Origin of the sequence: Anaerotruncus sp. DFI.9.16 (assembly GCF_024461615.1) — a bacterium.
In the GTDB taxonomy this organism is placed as follows: Bacteria; Bacillota; Clostridia; order Oscillospirales; family Ruminococcaceae; genus Anaerotruncus; species Anaerotruncus massiliensis.
Window position 1 is genome coordinate 1 of sequence record NZ_JANFZX010000013.1, and the last position, 19,994, is coordinate 19,994.

The window sequence follows — 19,994 nt, forward strand, 5'->3', positions numbered from 1 at the left end:
TTGAATATCGGATAATCGTAGCCTTCAATATTCTTGAAAATAACGGCATTCCCCGAGCCGCTGGGAATCCTTATGCTTGAGGCTGTCGTGCGCGTGCCCGGCGGTTTTGGCGACACAGGAGGCGTAGTCCTCCACGTCGTCGAAGACGCCCGAGTCGACGCCCGAGAGGACGACGCCCGCGATGTCGTAGTTGGCGGTGAGTTCCGAAACGACCTTGCCCGCCAGCTTCTGCACGCCCGGCTCGGACGGGTCGAGGACGCCGTTTTTCACCCAGCCGGGATTTTTTGCCGCGGGGGAGGAGGCGGCCAGGCCGCCGGAAGCGACCGCGTAGGGATTGACGACCGCGTAGACCTGGATGCCCCGCTCCTTGCATTCGTCGACGAGGTAGCCGAGCGGGTCGAAAAAGGCGAAGGAGCCCTGTTCGCCGGTGAGATAGGCGCTCGACGGCAGCACCGACGAGCGGTAGAGCGCGTCGCACTCGGGAGCCGCCTCAAAGAAGACGGCGTTGTAGCCGTATTCGGCGGCGAAGTCCGCGATCGCGTCGAGCTGGCCGCGCAGCGCCTTGGCCGAAAGGTTGGGCGCGGAGGGGAAATCCGCGTTGCCACGGGTGCGCACCGTCATCGCGCGCAGCTCGGGGGCGGTGGGCACGATCCCCCCGGGATAGCTCTTGGGGATGATCTCGCCGGTGAGCAGGTCGCTCGCCAGCAGCACCGTGAAGGTCGCGGCGACGATCGCCAGCGACAGGAGCAGGGTGCGCGCGATCACATGCGTCCGTTTCGGTTTCATATGGGCAACATTCCTTCTATACCGTAGTGGGGCGTCACAGCTCGAAGTCCGATTTGTCGAAAGCGGGCAGCGCGCGGGGGCGCTTGGGGACCCGCTTGAGCGGCGCGTAGCGGTAGCGCCGGCAGGAGGTGAACGGAGAGGTCACACCCTTTTTTTCACACAGCACCGAACGCCCGTCGCGGGTGATGAACCCGTATTTGCAGTACTGGCAGGCGGGCGGGATCTCGTTGGAAAACAGTCTCAGCTTGCTCATGGCGCACCTCCGAAAGTCCGATATAACCCTATTATTATACAGGAACGGAGGAGAAATTTCTACTTGTAAAAATGAACATTTCGACGCCATTCGGGAAAGGCGAGGATCGAGCACATGCAGAGCAGGCAGAGGGCGGGCAGGACGGCGTGGGGATCGGCGCGCGGGACGGGGGAGGAGAGGGAGGCGGACGCCGCGAGGACGGCGGGGGGCAGCCACCGGGCGAAGAGGGCGGCGAAGAGGGTGGTGAGCCCGCCGTGGAGCAGCCGGGAGCGGTAAAAGCGCCCGAACCGCACGCCGCAGCCGTCAAAAAAGCAGGAGCGCACCTGGAAGATGATGCTGAGGGAGGAAAAGGAGACGAGGAAGGCGCAGAGCAAAATGCCCGCGCGCCCGCCCAGAGACGCGGCCGCGATGCAGCCGCCGGTGACTTCCAGCAGCCCGGCGAGCGCGGCGGTGAAGAAGGGCTCCCCCAGCGCGGGGAAGAGCTTCCCGAGCGCGCCCGCCAGCGCCCCGGTGAGCCCGACGGCGCGCAGCAGCGCGGTGACGGCGGAGAAGGCGACGACGAAGGCGCAGATCGAGAGGATGCCCGAGGCGGCGGAGCGCACGGCGTTCACGAAGGCGTCGCGGGAGCGTTCGGGCGCGCGGGCCGGCGGACTGCCGGCCCGCGCGCCCCGGAAGGCGAGCGCGCCGACGGCGAGGGAGGAGAGCACCTGCGCGCCGAGCAGCGCGAGTCCGGCCGCGCGGCTGCCGAGCATCCCCGCGCCGACGGCGGAGATGAGAAAGGAGGGCCCGGCGTTCACGCAGCAGCAGAGGGCGCGCTCGGCGGTTTCCCGGTCGATCTCCCGGCGCGCGAGCATGTCGGAAAGCATCCGCGCGCCGACCGGGAAGCCGCCCACGAAGCTCATGAGCAGCACCGCGCCGAGGTTTTCCGGCATGCCGATCACCCGGCGGGTAAAGCCGCTCACCGCGCGGGAGAGCACCGCCCCCGCCTGCGTTGCGGCGATCAGCCCCGCGAGGATCATAAACGGGAAAAGGGAGGGGATGATGACCGCCGCGCAGCTCCCGAGCCCCGTGCGCACCCCCTCCGACACCTCCTTGGTCTTCCATAAAAGCCCGACGGCCGCCGCCGCCGCGGACGCCGCCAACAGGTATTTTGCGCATTTCACGCGCCCACACCCCCGATTACATAAAAAACCGCTTTTTATAATATCTATGTACTGGTCCCCCGGCGGATGCACCCAAATTTGCCGCGGGGAGATGGGGGAAAATCGATGTTCGGAAGGAAGAAAGGGAAAAAGGAGCGCTATTCGATCGCGGACGCGGTGTCCCGCACCCTCGAGCTGCCGGTCGACGTGCTCGAAGGGCTGCCACAGCTGGAGCTGCTCGGCAACCGCGAAGCCTATATCGAGCACTGCCAGGGAGTGCTCGAATACAACGACCAGATCGTCCGGCTCAACACCGGGAGGATGATCCTCAAGTTCACCGGCCGCCGCCTGACCTTAAAATGCCTCAGCGGAGACAGCATGACGGTGCAGGGATATTTTACCGCGCTGGAGTTCTCCACGGTCTGAATCGTTTGACAGGCGGAGCCGGGAAGCCGGCGCTTCATACCGGACCCCGCCATTTCGCATACGGCATGTTGGAGAGGCGCGTCGGGCGGAGAACCCGCTGCAGCGGTCCCTCAGCTTGCCGAAATGATTTTCAGGCTGGGCCTCCGTATCCCGATGATTCCATGTTTCAAACCCGGCAAGCCCCGCCGCCCCGGAAGGGAGGGGGCGTGTGGGGGGCTGCGCCCGCAGGCGCGTTTCGGAGCGCAACCGAGCGAAGCGAGGCTCTTGGCGCGGAGATGGACCGACGGTTTTATAACGCATACGGCATGTTGGAGAGGCGCGGCGGGCGGAGAACCCGCCGCAGCGGCCCCTCAGCTTGCCGAAATGATTTTTTGGCAGGGCCTCCGTATCCCGATGATTTCTATGTTTCAAACCCGGCAAGCCCCGCCGCCCCGGAAGGGAGGGGGCGTGTGTGGGGGGACCGTAGGTCCCTACCGCACGTTCCCCCCCCCCCCCCCCCGGAGAACCCGCCGCAGCGGCCCCTCAGCTTGCCGAAATGATTTTCGACAAGCTGAGGGGTGGTTTTTTGCTGTTTATCCGGTTCCTGCGCTACCTGCGCGGGCATGTCAAGTTTTTTGCGCGGTCGGGTTCCTTCGAGCGCCTCATCAACCTCTGCGCCCACCACCGGGTCCCTCTGTGGGACTGCCGGCGGGAGGAGGCGGGATATTCGGGCCGCACCACCGTGGACGGCTACCGGCGGATGCGCCCGCTCGCCCGCAAGGCGGGGGCGGTCACCCGCGTGAAGGAGCGTCACGGGCTGCCCTTCCTGCTGCGCCGCTACCGCCGCAGGATCGGCGTGGCCGCCGGCGCGGCGCTCTTCATCGCCTTCTTCGCCGTCACCCAGCAGTTCGTGTGGGTGGTCGAGGTGCAGGGGAACGAGCGGGTGGACAGCCAGGTGCTGCTCCAGGCGCTCGAGGAGCTCGGAGTCAGGCGGGGCGTCCTCAAAAGCGGGCTCGACGCGCGGGAGATCCAGCTCGAGGTCCAGCTCAAGGTGGACGATCTCTCGTGGGCGGCGCTCAACATCCGCGGCACCACCGCGACGCTGCTCGTGCGGGAACGCACCGTGCCGCCCCAGAAGATCGACACCAAAGTGCCCGCCAACGTCGTGGCGGCGCGGGACGGGCAGATCGTCAGCATGGCGGTCACGGACGGCCGTGCGGCCGTGCGGAAGGGGGACGCCGTCCGGGAGGGGGAGATCCTCGTGAGCGGCGTCTTTGAGGACCGCTGGGGGCTCAACCACCTGCTGCGTGCCAACGCCAAGGTCATCGCGCGCGTCCCCGAGAGCCTCGCCGTCGAGGTGCCGCTCACCCAGTCGCGCGCGGTGCCGTCCGGGCGGGTGGTCAAGCGCCGCTACCTCGAGCTGCCGGGGGTGCGCCTGCCCCTCTTCCTCTATTCGGGGCTGGACGGGGAGTACAAGGTGGAGAAGGTGACCCGGCCGCCCGTCCTGCTCGGTGTGGAGATGCCCTTCTCGGTGACGCGCGAAACCTACATCTTCTACGAGACGGAGGAGGAGCGGATCAGCGCCGAAACGGCGCTGCGCATCGCCGAGCGGCAGCTCGCCGCGAAGGAGCGGGGCGCGTGGGCGTCCGGCGCGGTGGTCAAGCGGGAGGTCTCGGCCAAAACGGAGGGCGGCAGGGTCGTGCTGACGGGGGAATACCTCGTGGAGATGGACATCGCCCGGCAGGTGGAAATCCCGGTGTTCGACCGCACAGGACAGGGGGAAAAGGCCCTGCGCGAGGGAGGCTACTAGGGATTTTGGCGCGTTTCCAAAGAAACTGGGAAAGTTTCACAAAATATTCATAAAGAACTGTGGAAACTGCTTGTTATTTGCGTGAAGATTTGCTATACTAAATCGTGGATGATTTTGGGGATTTCCAATAGAAAAAGGATGGAAAAAAACGAATGATCGAACAACTGGTGAATATCGACCGGATGGAGCACGCGCTGGCGCTGTTCGGGAGTTTCGATGAGAACGTCAGGCTCATCGAGCAGGAATACAGCGTCACGGTGACCTGCCGCGGCACCGAAATCAAGGTGTTCGGCGACGAGGAGGGCGTCTCTCTGGCGGTACGCGCCATCACCGGGCTGCTCTCCCTCATCAACAAGGGGGAGTCGCTCACCGAACAGAACATCCGCTATGTCATGGCGATGGTCAGCGAGGGGCGCGAGGACAAGGTCGCGGCGCTCGCGGACGACGTGGTGTGCATCACCACGACGGGCAAGCCGATCAAGGCCAAGACCCTCGGGCAGAAGCGGTACGTCGAGGCGATCCGCGACAACACGATCACCATCGGCGTCGGCCCCGCCGGCACCGGCAAGACCTACCTCGCCGTGGCCATGGCGGTGCGCGCCTTCCGCGCGCACGAGATCAACCGCATCATCCTGACGCGCCCCGCCGTCGAGGCGGGGGAGAAGCTCGGCTTTCTGCCGGGCGACCTCCAGAACAAGGTGGACCCCTACCTGCGCCCGCTTTACGACGCGCTTTTCGATATGCTCGGCCCGGAAAACTACCAGAAATACGTCGAGCGCCAGAACATCGAGGTCGCCCCGCTCGCCTACATGCGCGGGCGCACCCTAGACGACAGCTTCATCATCCTCGACGAGGCCCAGAACACCACGCCCGAGCAGATGAAGATGTTCCTCACCCGGCTGGGGTTCAATTCCAAAGCCATCATCACCGGGGACGTGACCCAGATCGACCTGCCGGACGCCAGGCGTTCGGGCCTTCTGGAAGCGGTCAAGGTGCTGAAGAACGTGGATGACATCGCCATCCTTCATTTCACCGAGAAAGACGTCGTGCGCCACCGCCTGGTACAGGCGATCATCAAGGCGTACGAGCGGTATTACGAGGAGGGTAAACGCAACAGATGACCGAAAGTATCAAGGTGCTCATCACCAACCGCCAGAAGGACGTGAAGATCCCCAGCGGCATCCGGCTGCTCATCCGCCGCTGCTGCCACGCGGTGCTCGCCGCCGAGCAGTTCGGCGACAGCGCGGAGGTCAGCGTCAGCTTCGTGAACAACGAACAGATCCGCCAGCTCAACAACGAGTTCCGCCAAAAGGACGCGGCCACCGATGTGCTCTCCTTCCCGCTCGGGCAGGACGGCGTCTACGACCGCAACCTCGAGACGGGCGCGCTCCAGCTCGGCGATATCGTCATCTCGATCGAAAAGGCCGTCGAACAGGCCCGTATCTACGGCCACTCCCTCCAGCGGGAGATCGGCTTTCTGACCGTGCATTCGATGCTCCACCTGCTCGGCTACGACCACGAGTCGGGCGGGCTCGAGATGGTGCGGATGCGCGAGAAGGAGGAGAGCGTGCTCTCGAGCCTCGGCCTGCAGCGGGACGGCAGCTATGTGCTGACCGAAGATGAAATCTAAGCTCGCCGCCCTCGCCCGCAGCTTTCGCTGGGCGGGCTGCGGCGTGCGCCACTGCGTTTTGCACGAGCGCAACTTCCGCATCCACCTGGCCGCCGCGCTCTTCGTGTTCTGGCTGGCCGGGGCGCTGCGCGTGGAGGCCGCGGGCTTCGGGCTGCTGTCCCTCGCGGTCGGCGGCGTGCTCGCCGCCGAGATGCTCAACACCGCCGTCGAGGCGGCCGTCGACCTCGCCAGCCCCGGCAGGCATCCGCTCGCAAAGCTCGCAAAGGACGTTTCGGCCGGCGCGGTGCTCGTCATGGCGCTCGCGAGCGTCGGGGTCGGGTTCGCCGTGCTCTGGCGCCCGAAGGGGCTGCTGGCGCTCTGGCGCGCGCTGCTCGCGCACTGGCAGCCGAAGGTGTTGCTCGTGATCTATCTTGCCCTCGCGGCCTGGTTTGTGTTCGGGTTCGGCGGGGAGAAACAGACGCCGGCGTAGACCGCCGGCGCATTTTTGCGCCGCGCCGTAAAGGGCGGAAAAACTGGACGCGCCCCACAGGGGCGGGGAGGAGAAGCATTTTGACCGAACCGGAATACAGCACCAAATCGGCGTTCGTCGCCATCGTCGGACGCCCCAACGTGGGAAAATCGAGCCTGCTCAACGCCCTGATCGGGGAGAAGGTGGCGATCGTCTCGGACAAGCCCCAGACCACCCGCACCCGCATCACCGGCGTGCTGACGAGGGGGGAGACCCAGTTTGTCTTCATCGACACGCCGGGGCTCCACAAGCCCCGCACGCGGCTGTCGGAATACATGGTGAAGCAGGTCAGCGACAGCGTCGCGGACGTGGACGTCGCGCTGCTCGTCGTCGAGCCGCAGGGGGAGATCGCCCCCGCCGAGCGCGACCTCATCGCCTCCTTCCGGGCGCAGCGGATTCCCGCGGTCCTCGTCGTCAACAAGATCGACACCCTCGCCAGCAAGGAGAAGCTGATGCCCCGCATCCTTGCCTTTACAAAGGAGTACGAGTTTTCCGCCGTCGTGCCGATCTCCGCGCTCACCCGCGACGGGGTGGACGCGGTGCTCGGGGAACTCGAGGCGTTCGCCGCGCCCTCCCCCTTCTTCTTCGACGCGGACACGCTGACCGACCAGCCCGAACGGGTGATCGTGGCCGAGATCGTGCGGGAAAAGCTCCTGCGCAACCTGCGCGACGAGATTCCACACGGCACCGCCGTGTCGGTGGAATCGATGAAGGAGCGGGAGGGGCAGGACCTCGTCGACATCGAGGCGCAGATCTACTGTGAGCGGGAGAGCCACAAGGGGATGATCATCGGCAAGGGCGGCGAGATGCTCAAGCGGATCGCCACCCAGGCGCGGCAGGACATCGAACGGTTCCTCGGCTGCCGGGTCAATCTCAAATGCTGGGTCAAGGTGCGCGAGGACTGGCGCAACCGGGAGAACGTCATCCGGTCGCTCGGCTACAACTGAGCCGCGCGTCGGTCTAAAAAACGAACAGGAGGCCCCGCGGGGACGGTTATCCGTCCCCGCGGGGCCTCTTTCGTCGGCGGAGAGGCGGCCGTGGGCGCGGCGGCCGCCGTGTAAAATCTGCGTAAAATTTGAGGAGGAACCCTTGTGCTCGCCGGTGCGATCTTTTATAATGGGTTGCGAATCGCGGTAAAAAGGGGGGACGTTCCGCATGGAAGCAGCTGCGCCATCCGGAGCATCCGCCCGGATACCGGGACTGAAGAGGCATGACCCGCGTCCGGCACCGGACGCGCGCCATGCCTTTGGAATGTTTCATCCCCGCCCTGCCGGCGGATTCGGGAAGGAAGAAAAGAGAGAAGGAGCGTGCCGCGCGTGAAGGTGGCGGATATCCTGGGGCTTCTGGGAGGCCTGGCGCTGTTTTTATACGGGATGCAGATGATGAGCTCGGGGCTCGAGGCGGCGGCGGGCAACCGCATGAAGCGGATTTTGGAGCGGCTGACGAGCAACCGCCTGCTGGGGGTCGCGGTCGGCGCGGGCATCACGGCGGTGATCCAGTCCTCCTCCGCGACCACCGTCATGGTCGTGGGCTTTGTCAATTCGGGCATGATGACCCTGCGGCAGGCCGTGTGGATCATCATGGGGGCGAACGTCGGCACCACCATCACCGGCCAGCTTATCGCGCTCGACGTGGGCGCGCTGGCCCCGCTCTTCGCCTTCTGCGGCGTGACGCTGGTCGTGTTCATGAAGCGGGCGGTCTTTCACCACTACGGGCAGATCGTCGCGGGGCTGGGCATCCTCTTCATCGGGATGGAGATGATGAGCTCCTCCATGATGCCGCTGCGGGATTCGGAGGCGTTCGTCAGCCTCATGACCCGATTTGGCAACCCGCTGCTGGGGATCCTGGCCGGAGCGCTTTTCACCGCCGTCATCCAGTCCTCCTCGGCGTCGGTGGGGATTCTCCAGGCGCTGGCGGACAGCGGACTCATCGGCCTGCCGAGCGCGGTTTACGTCCTCTTCGGCCAGAACATCGGCACCTGCATCACCGCGGTGCTGGCCTCGATCGGCACCGGGCGCAACGCGAAGCGCACCACCGTCATCCACCTGCTCTTCAATCTGATCGGGACGGGCATCTTCACCGTGATCTGCATGACGTTCCCGCTCACGCAGTTCATCGAGGCGCTGACCCCCGGCAGCCCGGCGGCCCAGATCGCCAACATGCACACCCTCTTCAACGTCGCGACCACCCTGCTCCTGCTCCCGCTGGGCACCTGGCTCGCGAAGCTCGCGGTGCGCATCCTGCCCGAGCACGTCTCGGAGGACGCCGCGCTGCAAAAGCTGCTCTACATCAAGCCGGTGGAGGCGTCGCCGGAATACCAGATGGGCAACTCCGCCATTGCGATCAACGGCGTCTGGCGGGAGCTCGGACGGATGGCCGACATGGCCCGCGGCAACGTGGAGCAGAGCTTCCTCGCCGTACTGGACGGCGATTCCCGCCGGTTGGCGGAGGTCGAACGCACCGAGGAATACATCGACTACCTCAACAAGGAAATATCAAAGTACATCTCGCGCATCATCGTTTACGAGGCAAACGAGCGGGACTCGATGACGATCAGCGCCTTTTTCAAGATCAGCGGCAACCTCGAGCGGATCGGTGACCACGCCGTCAACATCTGCGAGTACACGAAACTGCTGGAGGAAAAGCGGATTTCCTTTTCTGAGCAGGCGCGGGGCGAGATCGCACAGATGAAAGAGGTGAGCCTGCGCGCCATCGGCCTGCTTCGAGAGCTGGACGGCGTTTCCGTCGAACGCCTGTCTGAGATTTCCGCCTTTGAGCAGAAGATGGACGACATGACCCTCGCGTTCCGGCAGAATCAGATTCGGCGGATGCACGAGGGGGTCTGCTCGGACGAGGCGTGCATTCTCTATTCCGAGATGCTGACCGATTTCGAGCGGATCGGCGACCACATCCTCAACATTGGGCAGGAGCTCGCCTCGGCCGGTTTTCCGCGCTGAGAGGCGCTCTATCCGTCCGGCTTTCCGCGCATACGCGCGGAAAGCCGGTTTTTTATGTTTTAAACCACAAAAAAGGCGGCAATTTGCAGGAATTTCCACCAAATTTCAAAAAAATAACTGTACAAAGGTCATACTATATGTTATAGTATGGGTAACAAAAAGGGAGAAAAAAACGGTCACACCGTCTCCCCCGGCCGCGGCCCAAAGAAATTCCGGACAGATCCGATTCGGACAAAGATATTTTTCTAGGAGGGCATATCATGAAAAAGAACTGGATTCGCTTGCTGACGATGTTGCTTGCGGCCATGCTCATCCTCACGATGAGCGGCGTTGTCAGCCTTGCGAACGACGACCAGCCCGTCACCGGTGACGGCGTATCGGATGTATCCGATACGATCAGTCCTGTGAAGACGGAAGAAGAGCCGTCCGTGGACGAGAGCTCCACAGGCGCGAGCTCCGAGGATGAAGGCTCCAAGGGCCCAAGTTCCGAGGATGTAAGCTCCGAGGGTTCGAGCTCCGAGGACGCAAGTTCCAAGGACGCGAGCTCCGAGGATTCGAGCTCCAAGGACGCAAACTCCAAGGACATAAGCTCCGAGGAATGTACCTGCGGCGCCGCCGAGGGCGAGGTACATAAGGAGGGCTGCCCACTCTACACGGAGCCCGAAGAGAAGCCCTCGGAGGCGGTCCAGGCGGTCATCGATATGATCGAGGCGCTCCCGGACGCCGACACAGTGACAGTGGCAGACGCCGACGCGGTGCGCGCGGCGATGGACGCTTTTGACGCGCTGTCCCCGGACGACCAGGTGCTGGTCACGAACGCGGACAAGCTGGATGCGGTAGTCGGAGCGCTTGCCGGGATGCCCGCCACGATGGAGGATAACGGCATTTCTGCCGTGGGCCCGATCCGCATTTTCTACCAGGTTGACGGGGGGACCGAGCAGGAGGCCGGTACGGCGGTCCAGGAGAGCAAATATTTTATCAGTTCCCCGGCGCTCACCAATAACTTTAATACCGTCACAATTCGGGTGGAAGCGAACGAGGGATATACGTTTGAAGAACCCTCGGCGGGCGAGACTAAGATCGAAAACGTCGAGATATCCTTCCAGCATACATCCAAGTCGGGCGTATTAATCAACTACGACTTTGGTAAGGTCGGCAGCAATGAGTCAGTGACGATTCCCGCGAGCCTGCTGGGAGAACGCGTCAAATCCGATGATCTCTATATCGTTGCGCATTTGTCGGGAGTGATGGATGTCACCTATTATGCGCAAAATTTCCTTCCGGATTTTTCTACGTCCACGGAAACGCTGGAACGATTTGTGGGAAGTTATGTCTCCTCCGAAGACGCTGCCGGTCAGTTGACTGTTTTTAAGAAGGATGGGAAACTGCGCGCGCGCATCGAAAAGGAAGTCAATAAGGATGGAGGTCAGGCGGAGAGCAGTTTCGGCGAACTGTTCCATACCTTGAACTACAATGGGAGTATCACGTCCACCAGAGTGAAATTCGGGTATGGTGTAAATGCCTATTTTGAGGTGGGCGAGGACGCGGGCCGAATGACGCTTACGGCTGTGGACGACTACAGCTATCGCATGGAAGCGGGCGATGCTCGTACAGGTAAAATTGAGAGGGGAACGGTGTTTACCGCCGTTCCGGTACCCGACATCGCGCAGATTGGCGGTATCGGCTATCCGAGCCTTGACGCGGCGGTCAAAGCGGCAAAGAAGGGTGACGTGATCAAGCTGCTTTCCGGTTATACCGCGGAAACGGCGGACGATATCGTAACGATTCCCGAAGGCCTCAGCATCACGCTGGATCTGGCGGGGAAGACGATCAATGTCGGCAGTACTTTTGTAGGCCGTCCGCTTATCAACAGGGGCACACTGACGATCACCGGAAACGGAACGATCGACAGTTCCGCCTCTTTAAGCGGCCGGGGAGCGATCGACAACTACGGCGTGCTCACGGTGGAAAATGGCACTTACCTTGGAAACGTTGCAGCCAGTGGAGCAGGTGTGATGAATCGTTCGGAGGGTACGGTAATTATTAACGGGGGCACCTTTGATAGCGCCACCTGCGCCCTCTACAACCTTGGCGTTGCCACCGTCAATGGCGGTACATTTAATACGATTTCCTGCAATAAAATGAGCGCTTATTCTTATTGTGTCAGAAGCGAAGGAGAATTGTATTTCAATAACGGTTCTGTGACAGGTGTTCAGGGCGCATTATCGATAAATGCCGGCTATGCCGAAGTGAAAGATGGCAGCTTCCAAACACTGAGGGATGAGCATACTGACGATTGCTCGTTCTATGCAATTTACATTGCCGGGGAAGTCGGAAAAGTGGAGGCCCATGTTTATGGCGGTACGTTTAAGTCTGCCAGCAAGGTGGCGATTCTGGTCGGAAACGACAATACCGGCGGCGACGGCGGCATCAACGCAAAGGCAACCGCTTATATTTCGGGCGGTACTTTTATCGGCGGAAATGGTAAGGCTCTGGACGCCGGAACAAATACTGGCAATCCATCTATTACAGGCGGCACTTTTAACAGCGACGTGACCAAGTATGTTGCCGCGGGCTATGTGTGCGAAAAGCAGAGCGACGGCAGTTACAAGGTGTCCCCCGGCGCTTCGGTCGCGCAGATTGGAAGCACTGTTTATCCGAACCTTGCCGCGGCGATCACAGCCGCCAAGAACGGCGACACGATCACGCTTCTGGCAGACGTTAAAGAAGATCCCGTCGCTGTGGATAAGGCGGTCACCATCGACGGCAACGGCAAGGAATTTACCGGTACAATGGTGGTCAGCGCCGGCGGCGTAACCATCAAAAATACCGTGTTTACGGGTACCGGAATCGTTCCTAAGGATGGAAGAAATGGTGCGAACCACCTGATCAAGGTCACCTGTGACGGAATGTTCACCTTTACCGGCAATACCATCAGAGGGGTAGATGCGAAAACAGCGGACGGCCAGGACGGCATTTATTACGATTACATCAATATTGCCGCGTCGGGTGTCGTCACGATCACCGGAAACACCTTCGACGCCAATGGCGGAAAGGTCTATAACGGCATCGAGTGCAGCCAGTCCATTCCGCTCGCCAGCGGAAGCAAGATCGCCAACAACACCTTCGCGAAGGGCGACTGCACCCATAACTCGATCAACATCTATAAGGTGGCGGACGGCGGCAGCTATGACGTCAGTGGAAACACGTTTGCCTATTCCGGCAACGCGTTCCGACTGAGCAACTATCCGAATGCAGACGGTGCAAGCCCCCGCGCCACTTTCAACATGAACAATACCACCTATCATTCGACGGACGAGACGGATCTCGGGTATGCGGGTCTGATCTGTCTGCAAGACCCGACCAACCAGAACGGCAAATTCGAGGATTTCACCAAGTTCACCATCCATCTGGCGAACCTGAAAGGCCCCGGCGGCGAAATCCTGACCAAAAATGAACTTGGCACCGCAAAACAGGTCTTCTATGTCTACCGCGACAAAAGCGGCATAGACGCAGACGCGACCCGTTGGCCGGTCGTTCCCGAGTTCATCAACACCGACGAGGAGATCGCCGGTGTTGTCGCGGCGGCGATCAAAGCCGGCAACGACGCCCTGAAAGCGGCGCTGGGTGACGATTCCACCACGACTTTGGCCACTGTCACCGAGAGTGAAATCAACAAAATTTTGGCAGACCAAAGCAAAAAGGATGCCTTCAAGAAGGCGATCGGCGAGGCCAGCGCCATGCTGGATAAGCTCGATGCCGGCAAGCTGGCGGCCTACCTTGCGAAGAATCCCGACCTGAAAAAGCAGGTGGACGCGCTGCGGATGAGCTACGATATCGCCTTCAAAGTGGCGCCTGTGGCGAGCGTTCCGGAGGTCAAGGCGACCGTCCCGGCGGACGCGACGGATGCTGAAAAGCAGGCGTTTGAAGAGGCGAAGGGCGAACTGGCCGCCACCGGCAACCCGGCGGCGAAAGAACCGCCGAAGAACCTGGCCGAAGCGGTGAAGGGGAACCTGCCCGCGGAGGCGACCGAGGCGGCGCTTGCCAATAATACCACCGAAATCCATGTTTCCCTCGAGACGGAGATCCACGATATCGTCGTACAGGAGGTCACCAACGACGGGATCACGACCGCGGTGGTCACCGAGATCAAGTTCGAGGTGCAGCCCGTCTGGTTTATCGAGGGCACGGATGAGAAGGGAACCATCGATTCGTTGAGCGGACAGCCGGTCACCTTCAAGCTCCCCATCCCGAAGAGCGTTACGGATCGGTATGCCAAGATCGTCCATGAATACTCCGGCGGCAGCGAAACCTTCTACCTGGAGATTCAGAAGGACGATGCGGGCAACCAGTATGTCGACGTGACGGTCACCCATTTCAGCCCGTTTGTCGTGACCTTCACCAACAGCAAGCCCTCCTCCGGACATTCTTCCTCGGGCGGCGGTTCCGGCGGCGGGAGCGCCTCGCTCGATAACTACGACTTCTGGGCGAAGGTCCAGAAATCGATCGAGCGCGCGGACGGCGGCGACGTCATCAAAGCGAACGCCTCCAAGGCGCTCAACGTGCCCGGCAGCGTGCTGCGCGCGCTCGAAGGCCGCGACGTGACCCTTGTCATCAGCTACAAGGGCAGGGAACTGGCGATCTACGGCAAGAACATGCCTTCGATCCCCGACAATAAGGTCTACTATACCTTTGACGACCTGTTCGACCTCTTTGCGGATTACGACGCGACCGTGTCGGAAATCCCCGCGGCCAAGCCGGGCAACCCGGTGACGGGCGGCGGCTACTACCTGCCGGGCGTCACCGTGCCGACGGTCACCCTCACGGCGGAGCTTCCCGCGGTGCCGGAGACCCCGGACAGAATTTCGCTGGAGCCCGCCGAGAAGGCGGTCGAGCCAGCGGTGCCGGCCGAAGCGGCGCCCGCGCAGGCGTCCGCGCCCGCGGTGGCGCACAGGCGCCTGAGCGGCGTGACGATCGCGCTGGCGGCGCTCATCGCGGCGGTAGCCGTGGGCGGCATCACCACCGGCGTCTGGCTCTATAAGCGGCGCGAACAGGAATAAGAACCCTAAGGGGCGCATCCCTCCGGATGCGCCCCTTTCCTTCCCCGCCCCGGCTTGACGGGGCGGGGGATGTATGCTATGCTTTTTCTGATAAAACGCGTTTTTGGCTGTCAAGTCTAAATTACTGGAAAATGTGATAGACTTTCCCTCTGATAAGGGTGCCGCCGCCGGAAAAAATAGTACCATCAGGAAAAGATGGGGGCGGTGCTGATGAATCCGGGCGAGATGTCGGCCTATGACGCGTTTTTACATTCGGGAAAGATTGAGGACTACCTCAAATATGTAGACGTCCGGCAGCAGTCCGCAACCGGGACTGCTTTGGGCGCCGCTGTGACGGGAGATACCGGTGCATATCACGACCGACGGGATCGTGCTGCGGGAGCGCGCGATTGACGAGTTTGACTGCGTGCTCACCCTCCTGACGAGGGAACGCGGCATCATATCCGCATACGCACGGGGAGCTAAGAAGCCACGCGGGACGCTGCGCGTTCCCGCCGAGCTGCTCAGCTACTCGTGCTTTGTGCTGTTCTCCAACCGGGAGCGGTACAGCGTCGACAAGGCCGACCTCGACACCGTCTTCATGGGCGTGCGCGGCGACGTGGAAAAGCTCTCCCTCGCCTCCTACTTCTGCGAGCTGACCGCCCAGGTCGCCCCCCGTGAGGAAAACGCGGACGGCTATCTGCGCCTGCTGCTCAACACCCTCTACCTGCTCGACACGGGCAAACGCGCCTGCGGGTTTCTAAAGCCGGTCTACGAGCTCCGGCTGCTCACGATGGCGGGCTTCATGCCCAACCTCGTCGCCTGCGCGGGCTGCGGCTGCTATGAGGCGGAGGAGATGTTCTTCCTGCCCCAGTCGGCGCAGCTCGCCTGCGGGGAGTGCGTCCGTTCCTTCCCGGCGGACCAGGTGCGCCTGCCGCTCGGCAGGGGGGTGCTCGCCGCCATGCGCCACATCCTCTATTCCGAGGCGGAGAAGCTCTTCTCCTTCAGCCTCCCCGGACCGGCGCTCGCCCGGCTGGAGGAGGTCTGCGAATGTTATACGGTCACACAGCTGGAACGGCGGTTTGACACGCTCGATTTTTACCGGACAATGAAGGGATCAGTCAATGGATAAATACTGTAAGGCAATTGAACTGGATAAGATCCTCTCGCGGCTGGCGCAGCTCTGCTCCTGCGAGGACGCGAAGGCGATGGCGCTGGCCATCGAGCCCGCGCGCGACCTGCGGGACGTGCGCGAGCTCATGCAGTACACGGTCGACGCGAACACGCTGACCAACCGCTACTCCACGCCGTCGGTCGGCGCGGTGGAGAACCCCGCCGCCGCGCTCAAGCGCAGTGAGATCGGCGCGCGGCTCTCGCCGCGCGAGCTGCTCGACGTGGGGAAGGTGCTGCGCGCCTTCGAGACGATCGAACGGTGGCGGCGGCAGCTCGAAGGCGGGCAGACGAGCCTCTCCTACCTGCTCGATTCGGTGGTCGCGCTGCCCGACCTGCAAAAGCACATCGCGGACACGATCATCAGCGAGGAGGAGATCGCCGACAACGCGAGCCCCGAGCTCGCCGACATCCGCCGTAAAATCCGCCAGGCGGGCGCCAAGGCGCGCGAGGTCCTCGATAAGATGGTGCGCTCGGCGACCTACCAGAAGTTTTTGCAGGACAACATCATCACCCAGCGGGACGGCCGCTTCGTCGTGCCCGTCAAGCTGGAATACCGCAATGAGATCAAGGGCCTCGTGCACGACACCTCCTCGTCGGGCGCGACGGTCTTCATCGAGCCGATGGGGGTCGTCGAGGCCAACAACGAGATCCGGCTTTTGCAGGGCAGGGAACAGGCGGAGATCGACCGCATCCTCTACGAGCTCTCCGCGCAGGTGGGCGGCTGCGCCGCCAGCATCCGGGGCAGCTATGAGGCGGTCGTCGAGCTTGACCTCTACTTCGCCAAGAGCCGCCTCGCAGACGAGATGCACGCGAGCGTGCCCGCCATCAACGACACCGGCGTGGTGCGGCTCAAAAAGGCCCGCCACCCGCTGCTCGACAAGCACAAGGTCGTGCCGATCGACCTTTCGCTCGGGGAGACGTTCGACACGCTCGTCGTCACCGGCCCCAACACGGGCGGCAAGACGGTCGCGATCAAGACCCTGGGCCTGCTCACCGCAATGGCCCAATGCGGCCTCATGCTGCCCGTCGCGGACGGCAGCACGGTGCCCGTCTTCAAAAAGCTGCTCGTCGACATCGGCGACGAGCAGTCGATCGAGCAGAGCCTCTCCACCTTCTCGGCGCACATGACCAACATCATCCGCATCCTCGACGAGGCGGACGGCGACTCCCTCGTCCTGCTCGACGAGCTCGGCGCGGGCACCGACCCGGTCGAGGGCGCGGCGCTCGCCGTCGCGATCATCGAGCAGCTGCGCGCCCAGCGCGCCCGGGTGGTCGCCACCACCCACTACGCCGAGATCAAGATGTACGCCCTCAACACCGACGGCGTCGAAAACGCCTGCTGTGAGTTCGACGTGGCGACCCTGCGGCCCACCTACCGCCTGCTGACCGGCGTGCCGGGGCGGTCGAACGCGTTTGCGATCAGCGAACGCCTCGGCCTGCCCTCCGACGTCATTGAGAACGCGCGCACCCACCTGTCGGGCGAGAACGCGCGCTTCGAGGACGTGGTCGCCCAGCTCGAGGGCACCCGGCAGGAACTCGAAAAGGAACGCGCGCTGGCGGCGAGCCAGCGGGTCGAGGCGCAGCGCACCTCCGCCGAGGCGGACGAACTGCGCCGCACCGCCGAGCGGGAGCGGGAGCGCGAGCTCGAGCGCGCCCGCGTGCAGGCGCGCGGCATCGTCGAGCAGGTGAGCGCGCAGGCGGAAAAGCTGATCGACGAGCTCGACGAGCTGCGCCGCCAGAAGGACAGCGCCGACTTCTCCGAGCGCGCCGCCGCGGCGAAGGTCGCCTTCAAGGCAAACCTGCGGAAATTGCAGGACCTCGCGGACCCCGTCACCCGCAAGAACGTGGAAAATTACGTGCCCGACCGCCCGATCAAGCGCGGCGACACCGTGCGCCTTCTCGAGCTCGGGAAGGAGGGCACCGTCCTCTCCGCGCCTGACGGGCAGGGATACCTCAACGTGCAGGCGGGCATCATCAAGACGCGCGTCCACCAGTCGGAGGTGCGCCTCGTCGACATGTCCAACAAGCGCGTCACGGTCAATAACGCCGGCGTTTCGTCGCGCGGCGTTTCCTCCAAGGCCACCCGCGACGTCAAAACCGAGCTCGACCTGCGCGGCATGACCTCCGATGAGGCCCTCGTCGAGCTCGAGCGGTTCATCGACTCGTGCGTCCTCTCGGGCGTGCCCACCGTCACGATCATCCACGGCAAGGGCACCGGCGCCCTGCGCGCCGCCGTCCAGCAGCGCCTGCGCAAGCACCGCAACGTCAAAACCTTCCGCCTGGGGACGTACGGGGAAGGGGAAGCGGGAGTTACGATCGCCGAGCTGAAGTAGCGGGAGGTACGCGTCATTGTTACGGCCTTTTCTGGAAAAGGCCTTGGCGAAAAGCTTTCCGGGGGACTTTCGAGAAAGTCCCCCGGACCCCTCAAAGCTTTATCAGGCCTGCCGCCCTGCCACGGCGCGTGCTCGACCCGTGTCCGGGGCGCAGGGACGCGCTTTCGGGAAAGTCCCCCGGACCCCTCAAAGCTTCATCAGCCTGCCGCCCTGCCACGGCGCGCGCTCGACCCGTGTCCGGGGCAGCAGGGACGCGCTTTCGAGAAAGTCCCCCGGCCCCCTCAAAGCTTCATCAGGCCTGCCGCCCTGCCACGGCGCGTGCTCGCCCCGTGTCCGGGGCAGCAGGGACGCGCTTTCGGGAAAGTCCCCCGGCCCCCTCAAAGCTTTATCAGGCCGGCCGCCCTGCCACGGCGCGCGCTCGACCCGTGTCCGGGGCGCAGGGACGCGCTTTCGGGAAAGTCCCCCGGACCCCTCAAAGCTTCATCAGGCCGGCCGCCCTGCGCCGCCGTGCGCCCGACCCGTGTCGAAAGCCGTCGGAAAAGCGCGCCGCGCTTTACAGCCTGGCAAATTTATGTTATGATTTATCTTGGTACGAAATTTCATGAAGATAGATTGCGAGTGATAACTGTGGAAAAGAAAATTACCAAGCCCGGTTCCCTGACCTACAAGGGCCGCCCGCTCGTCCGCAGCGGGAATACCATCTATTACGGCGATATGGGCGACAAATACGTCGCCATGCTCCAAATCCTCAGCGAGGCCGATTTTGACGGCGAAACCCTCCCGACCAAGGTCTCCGTCCAAATCTGGTCCACCGACGAGGAGCTCCGCCCCCGCGACCGCGTCGTGAAAAAGACCGAAAAGAACAACCTCTTCGACGCGATGAACATCGCCTCCATCTGGCTTGAGCGCCAGCTCGGCGAGAAAAAAGCCTGAATGATGCTGAAAAGCCGCCGTCCCCTCCGGGACGGCGGCTTTTTTTATCGATTGGCGCTCAGTCGGATGCCCCCTGCTCAAGATGCGGGATGTCCGTCAACCCCAGCAGGTAATCCGTCGATACCTGGAAGTAGCCCGCCAGCTTCACAAGGAAATCCAGCGAGGCGTTCAGACTGCCGTTTTCCAGCTTGTGAAGCTGCTCGGTCGACAGGTTGAGCAGTTCCGCGATCTCTTCAGGCGATTTGTCCTCCCGGCTGCGCAGAAATTTTAATCGGTCTCCGAATGTGTCCTGGTCAAACACGTGAAGTGCCCTCCTTTGTTGTTTTAACGGTTTGTTTCCGGTTTGTCGGTCCGCCCGGCAAGATAATCTATCGATACGCCGAAATAATCGGCAATAGCGACTAACCCATTGATATGCGGTTCCTGCTCTCCGCTTTCGTAACGCTGGTACTGCCGCACGGTGATGCCGAGCAGATCGGCCAACGTCTTTTGAGGCGTTTGCTTTTTGAGGCGTAGCGCCCGGAGACGACTGGCAAAATGATTCATAAGAGCGATAACCCCCTTGACACGACTTTATTAGTCGTGTATACTAAAAGCAGAGAGGCGACCAAAAAGGTCGTATCAAAACATTCTATCACATATTATGCTGGGAGGCGGAAAACGGTGGCGGAAGATTATTTACGTCAGCTTTACAGGAACGGACTGGATTATTATGCGGGCCTGGCGGCGCATCAGCCGGGCTTTGAGGAGGTTAAGGCGCGATATGGCCGGTGCGCCCGCAAAATCCGGAGCAGGCTGACACAGAAGCAGGTTGTCTGGCTGAAATCGCTGATCGACGCGCAGTACGAAATGGAGTGTATCCACTGCGAAACCGCGTTCGCGGAAGGGTTCCGGCTGTGCGCGCGGCTGACGGGGGAGCTGAACGCGCGCGCGGTTTCGGCGCGGGATGCGGCTTCCGGTTGAACGCGCTACAGCTTTGGGCACGGGCCGCGTGCGCGGTGGGGCAGGGAGGCCGGCCTGATAAA

Annotated in this window: 17 protein-coding genes; 12 read left to right on the top strand and 5 right to left on the bottom strand. The window is 62.6% G+C overall.

Annotated elements, in window-relative coordinates:
• Positions 1-24 precede the first annotated feature (24 nt).
• Genes NE609_RS07335 through NE609_RS07345 form a run of 3 tightly spaced genes read right to left on the bottom strand, consistent with a single transcriptional unit; the run spans position 25 to position 2,202 of the window.
• On the bottom strand, positions 25-786 hold the full coding sequence (locus NE609_RS07335) for a glycoside hydrolase family 10 protein (RefSeq protein ID WP_256152176.1): 762 nt from the start codon (positions 784-786) through the stop codon (positions 25-27).
• 34 nt (positions 787-820) lie between these two features.
• Complete coding sequence (locus tag NE609_RS07340) at positions 821-1,039, bottom strand: hypothetical protein (RefSeq protein WP_242970846.1); 219 nt, start codon at positions 1,037-1,039, stop codon at positions 821-823.
• Positions 1,040-1,098: 59 nt separating this feature from the next.
• Positions 1,099-2,202: a hypothetical protein gene (locus NE609_RS07345; RefSeq protein ID WP_256152177.1), complete on the bottom strand. Its 1,104-nt coding sequence runs from the start codon at positions 2,200-2,202 to the stop codon at positions 1,099-1,101.
• Positions 2,203-2,307: 105 nt separating this feature from the next.
• Between NE609_RS07345 and NE609_RS07350 the strand changes: the two genes are divergently transcribed.
• From NE609_RS07350 to NE609_RS07400, 11 genes are all read left to right on the top strand, one after another.
• Entirely contained in the window at positions 2,308-2,607 is a 300-nt protein-coding gene (locus tag NE609_RS07350) for a YabP/YqfC family sporulation protein (RefSeq protein WP_101551376.1), read from the top strand.
• Between the two features lie 565 nt (positions 2,608-3,172).
• The gene (locus NE609_RS07355; RefSeq protein WP_158595534.1) at positions 3,173-4,396 is read left to right on the top strand and encodes a sporulation protein YqfD; all 1,224 of its coding nucleotides are present in this window, start codon (positions 3,173-3,175) and stop codon (positions 4,394-4,396) included.
• Positions 4,397-4,548: 152 nt separating this feature from the next.
• A complete protein-coding gene (locus NE609_RS07360; protein ID WP_121585978.1) occupies positions 4,549-5,517 on the top strand; it encodes a PhoH family protein in 969 nt (322 codons plus the stop codon).
• The gene (gene ybeY, locus NE609_RS07365) at positions 5,514-6,026 is read left to right on the top strand and encodes an rRNA maturation RNase YbeY (RefSeq protein WP_121585977.1); all 513 of its coding nucleotides are present in this window, start codon (positions 5,514-5,516) and stop codon (positions 6,024-6,026) included. The genes NE609_RS07360 and ybeY overlap by 4 nt, the downstream gene beginning before the upstream one ends.
• Positions 6,016-6,495, top strand: a complete 480-nt coding sequence (locus tag NE609_RS07370; protein WP_256152178.1) for a diacylglycerol kinase family protein — start codon at positions 6,016-6,018, stop codon at positions 6,493-6,495. The genes ybeY and NE609_RS07370 overlap by 11 nt, the downstream gene beginning before the upstream one ends.
• Before the next feature lie 80 nt (positions 6,496-6,575).
• Complete coding sequence (gene era / locus NE609_RS07375) at positions 6,576-7,481, top strand: GTPase Era (protein WP_256152179.1); 906 nt, start codon at positions 6,576-6,578, stop codon at positions 7,479-7,481.
• Between the two features lie 369 nt (positions 7,482-7,850).
• Positions 7,851-9,491 (top strand): Na/Pi cotransporter family protein, encoded by a 1,641-nt coding sequence (locus tag NE609_RS07380; protein WP_256152180.1) that lies wholly within the window; start codon positions 7,851-7,853, stop codon positions 9,489-9,491.
• A gap of 281 nt (positions 9,492-9,772) precedes the next feature.
• Positions 9,773-14,551 carry a hypothetical protein gene (locus tag NE609_RS07385; protein WP_256152181.1) on the top strand — a complete coding sequence of 1,593 codons (4,779 nt, stop codon included), beginning with the start codon at positions 9,773-9,775 and terminating at the stop codon, positions 14,549-14,551.
• A gap of 346 nt (positions 14,552-14,897) precedes the next feature.
• Positions 14,898-15,662, top strand: a complete 765-nt coding sequence (gene recO, locus NE609_RS07390; RefSeq protein WP_172439234.1) for a DNA repair protein RecO — start codon at positions 14,898-14,900, stop codon at positions 15,660-15,662.
• Entirely contained in the window at positions 15,655-18,036 is a 2,382-nt protein-coding gene (locus NE609_RS07395) for an endonuclease MutS2 (RefSeq protein ID WP_256152182.1), read from the top strand. Before recO ends, NE609_RS07395 begins: the two co-directional genes overlap by 8 nt.
• Positions 18,037-18,663: 627 nt before the next feature.
• The gene (locus NE609_RS07400; protein ID WP_121585971.1) at positions 18,664-18,969 is read left to right on the top strand and encodes a hypothetical protein; all 306 of its coding nucleotides are present in this window, start codon (positions 18,664-18,666) and stop codon (positions 18,967-18,969) included.
• 58 nt (positions 18,970-19,027) lie between these two features.
• On the opposite strand, the gene NE609_RS07405 is transcribed toward NE609_RS07400, so the two are convergent.
• Entirely contained in the window at positions 19,028-19,270 is a 243-nt protein-coding gene (locus NE609_RS07405; RefSeq protein ID WP_158595532.1) for a helix-turn-helix domain-containing protein, read from the bottom strand.
• A gap of 23 nt (positions 19,271-19,293) precedes the next feature.
• Positions 19,294-19,515, bottom strand: coding sequence for a helix-turn-helix domain-containing protein (locus tag NE609_RS07410; protein ID WP_256152183.1), 222 nt, complete (start codon positions 19,513-19,515; stop codon positions 19,294-19,296).
• Positions 19,516-19,632: 117 nt separating this feature from the next.
• On the opposite strand from NE609_RS07410, the gene NE609_RS07415 reads away from it, so the two are divergent.
• Positions 19,633-19,932, top strand: coding sequence for a DUF6809 family protein (locus tag NE609_RS07415; RefSeq protein WP_101551349.1), 300 nt, complete (start codon positions 19,633-19,635; stop codon positions 19,930-19,932).
• Positions 19,933-19,994 lie beyond the last annotated feature (62 nt).

Excerpts from the sequence above, each read along its gene's own strand:
- NE609_RS07335 (WP_256152176.1), bottom strand. The coding sequence starts at position 786 with ATGAAACCGAAACGGACGCATGTGATCGCGCGCACCCTGCTCCTGTCG.
- NE609_RS07340 (WP_242970846.1), bottom strand. The coding sequence starts at position 1,039 with ATGAGCAAGCTGAGACTGTTTTCCAACGAGATCCCGCCCGCCTGCCAG.
- NE609_RS07350 (WP_101551376.1), top strand. The coding sequence starts at position 2,308 with ATGTTCGGAAGGAAGAAAGGGAAAAAGGAGCGCTATTCGATCGCGGAC.
- NE609_RS07360 (WP_121585978.1), top strand. The coding sequence starts at position 4,549 with ATGATCGAACAACTGGTGAATATCGACCGGATGGAGCACGCGCTGGCG.
- ybeY (WP_121585977.1), top strand. The coding sequence starts at position 5,514 with ATGACCGAAAGTATCAAGGTGCTCATCACCAACCGCCAGAAGGACGTG.
- NE609_RS07370 (WP_256152178.1), top strand. The coding sequence starts at position 6,016 with ATGAAATCTAAGCTCGCCGCCCTCGCCCGCAGCTTTCGCTGGGCGGGC.
- NE609_RS07395 (WP_256152182.1), top strand. The coding sequence starts at position 15,655 with ATGGATAAATACTGTAAGGCAATTGAACTGGATAAGATCCTCTCGCGG.
- NE609_RS07410 (WP_256152183.1), bottom strand. The coding sequence starts at position 19,515 with ATGAATCATTTTGCCAGTCGTCTCCGGGCGCTACGCCTCAAAAAGCAA.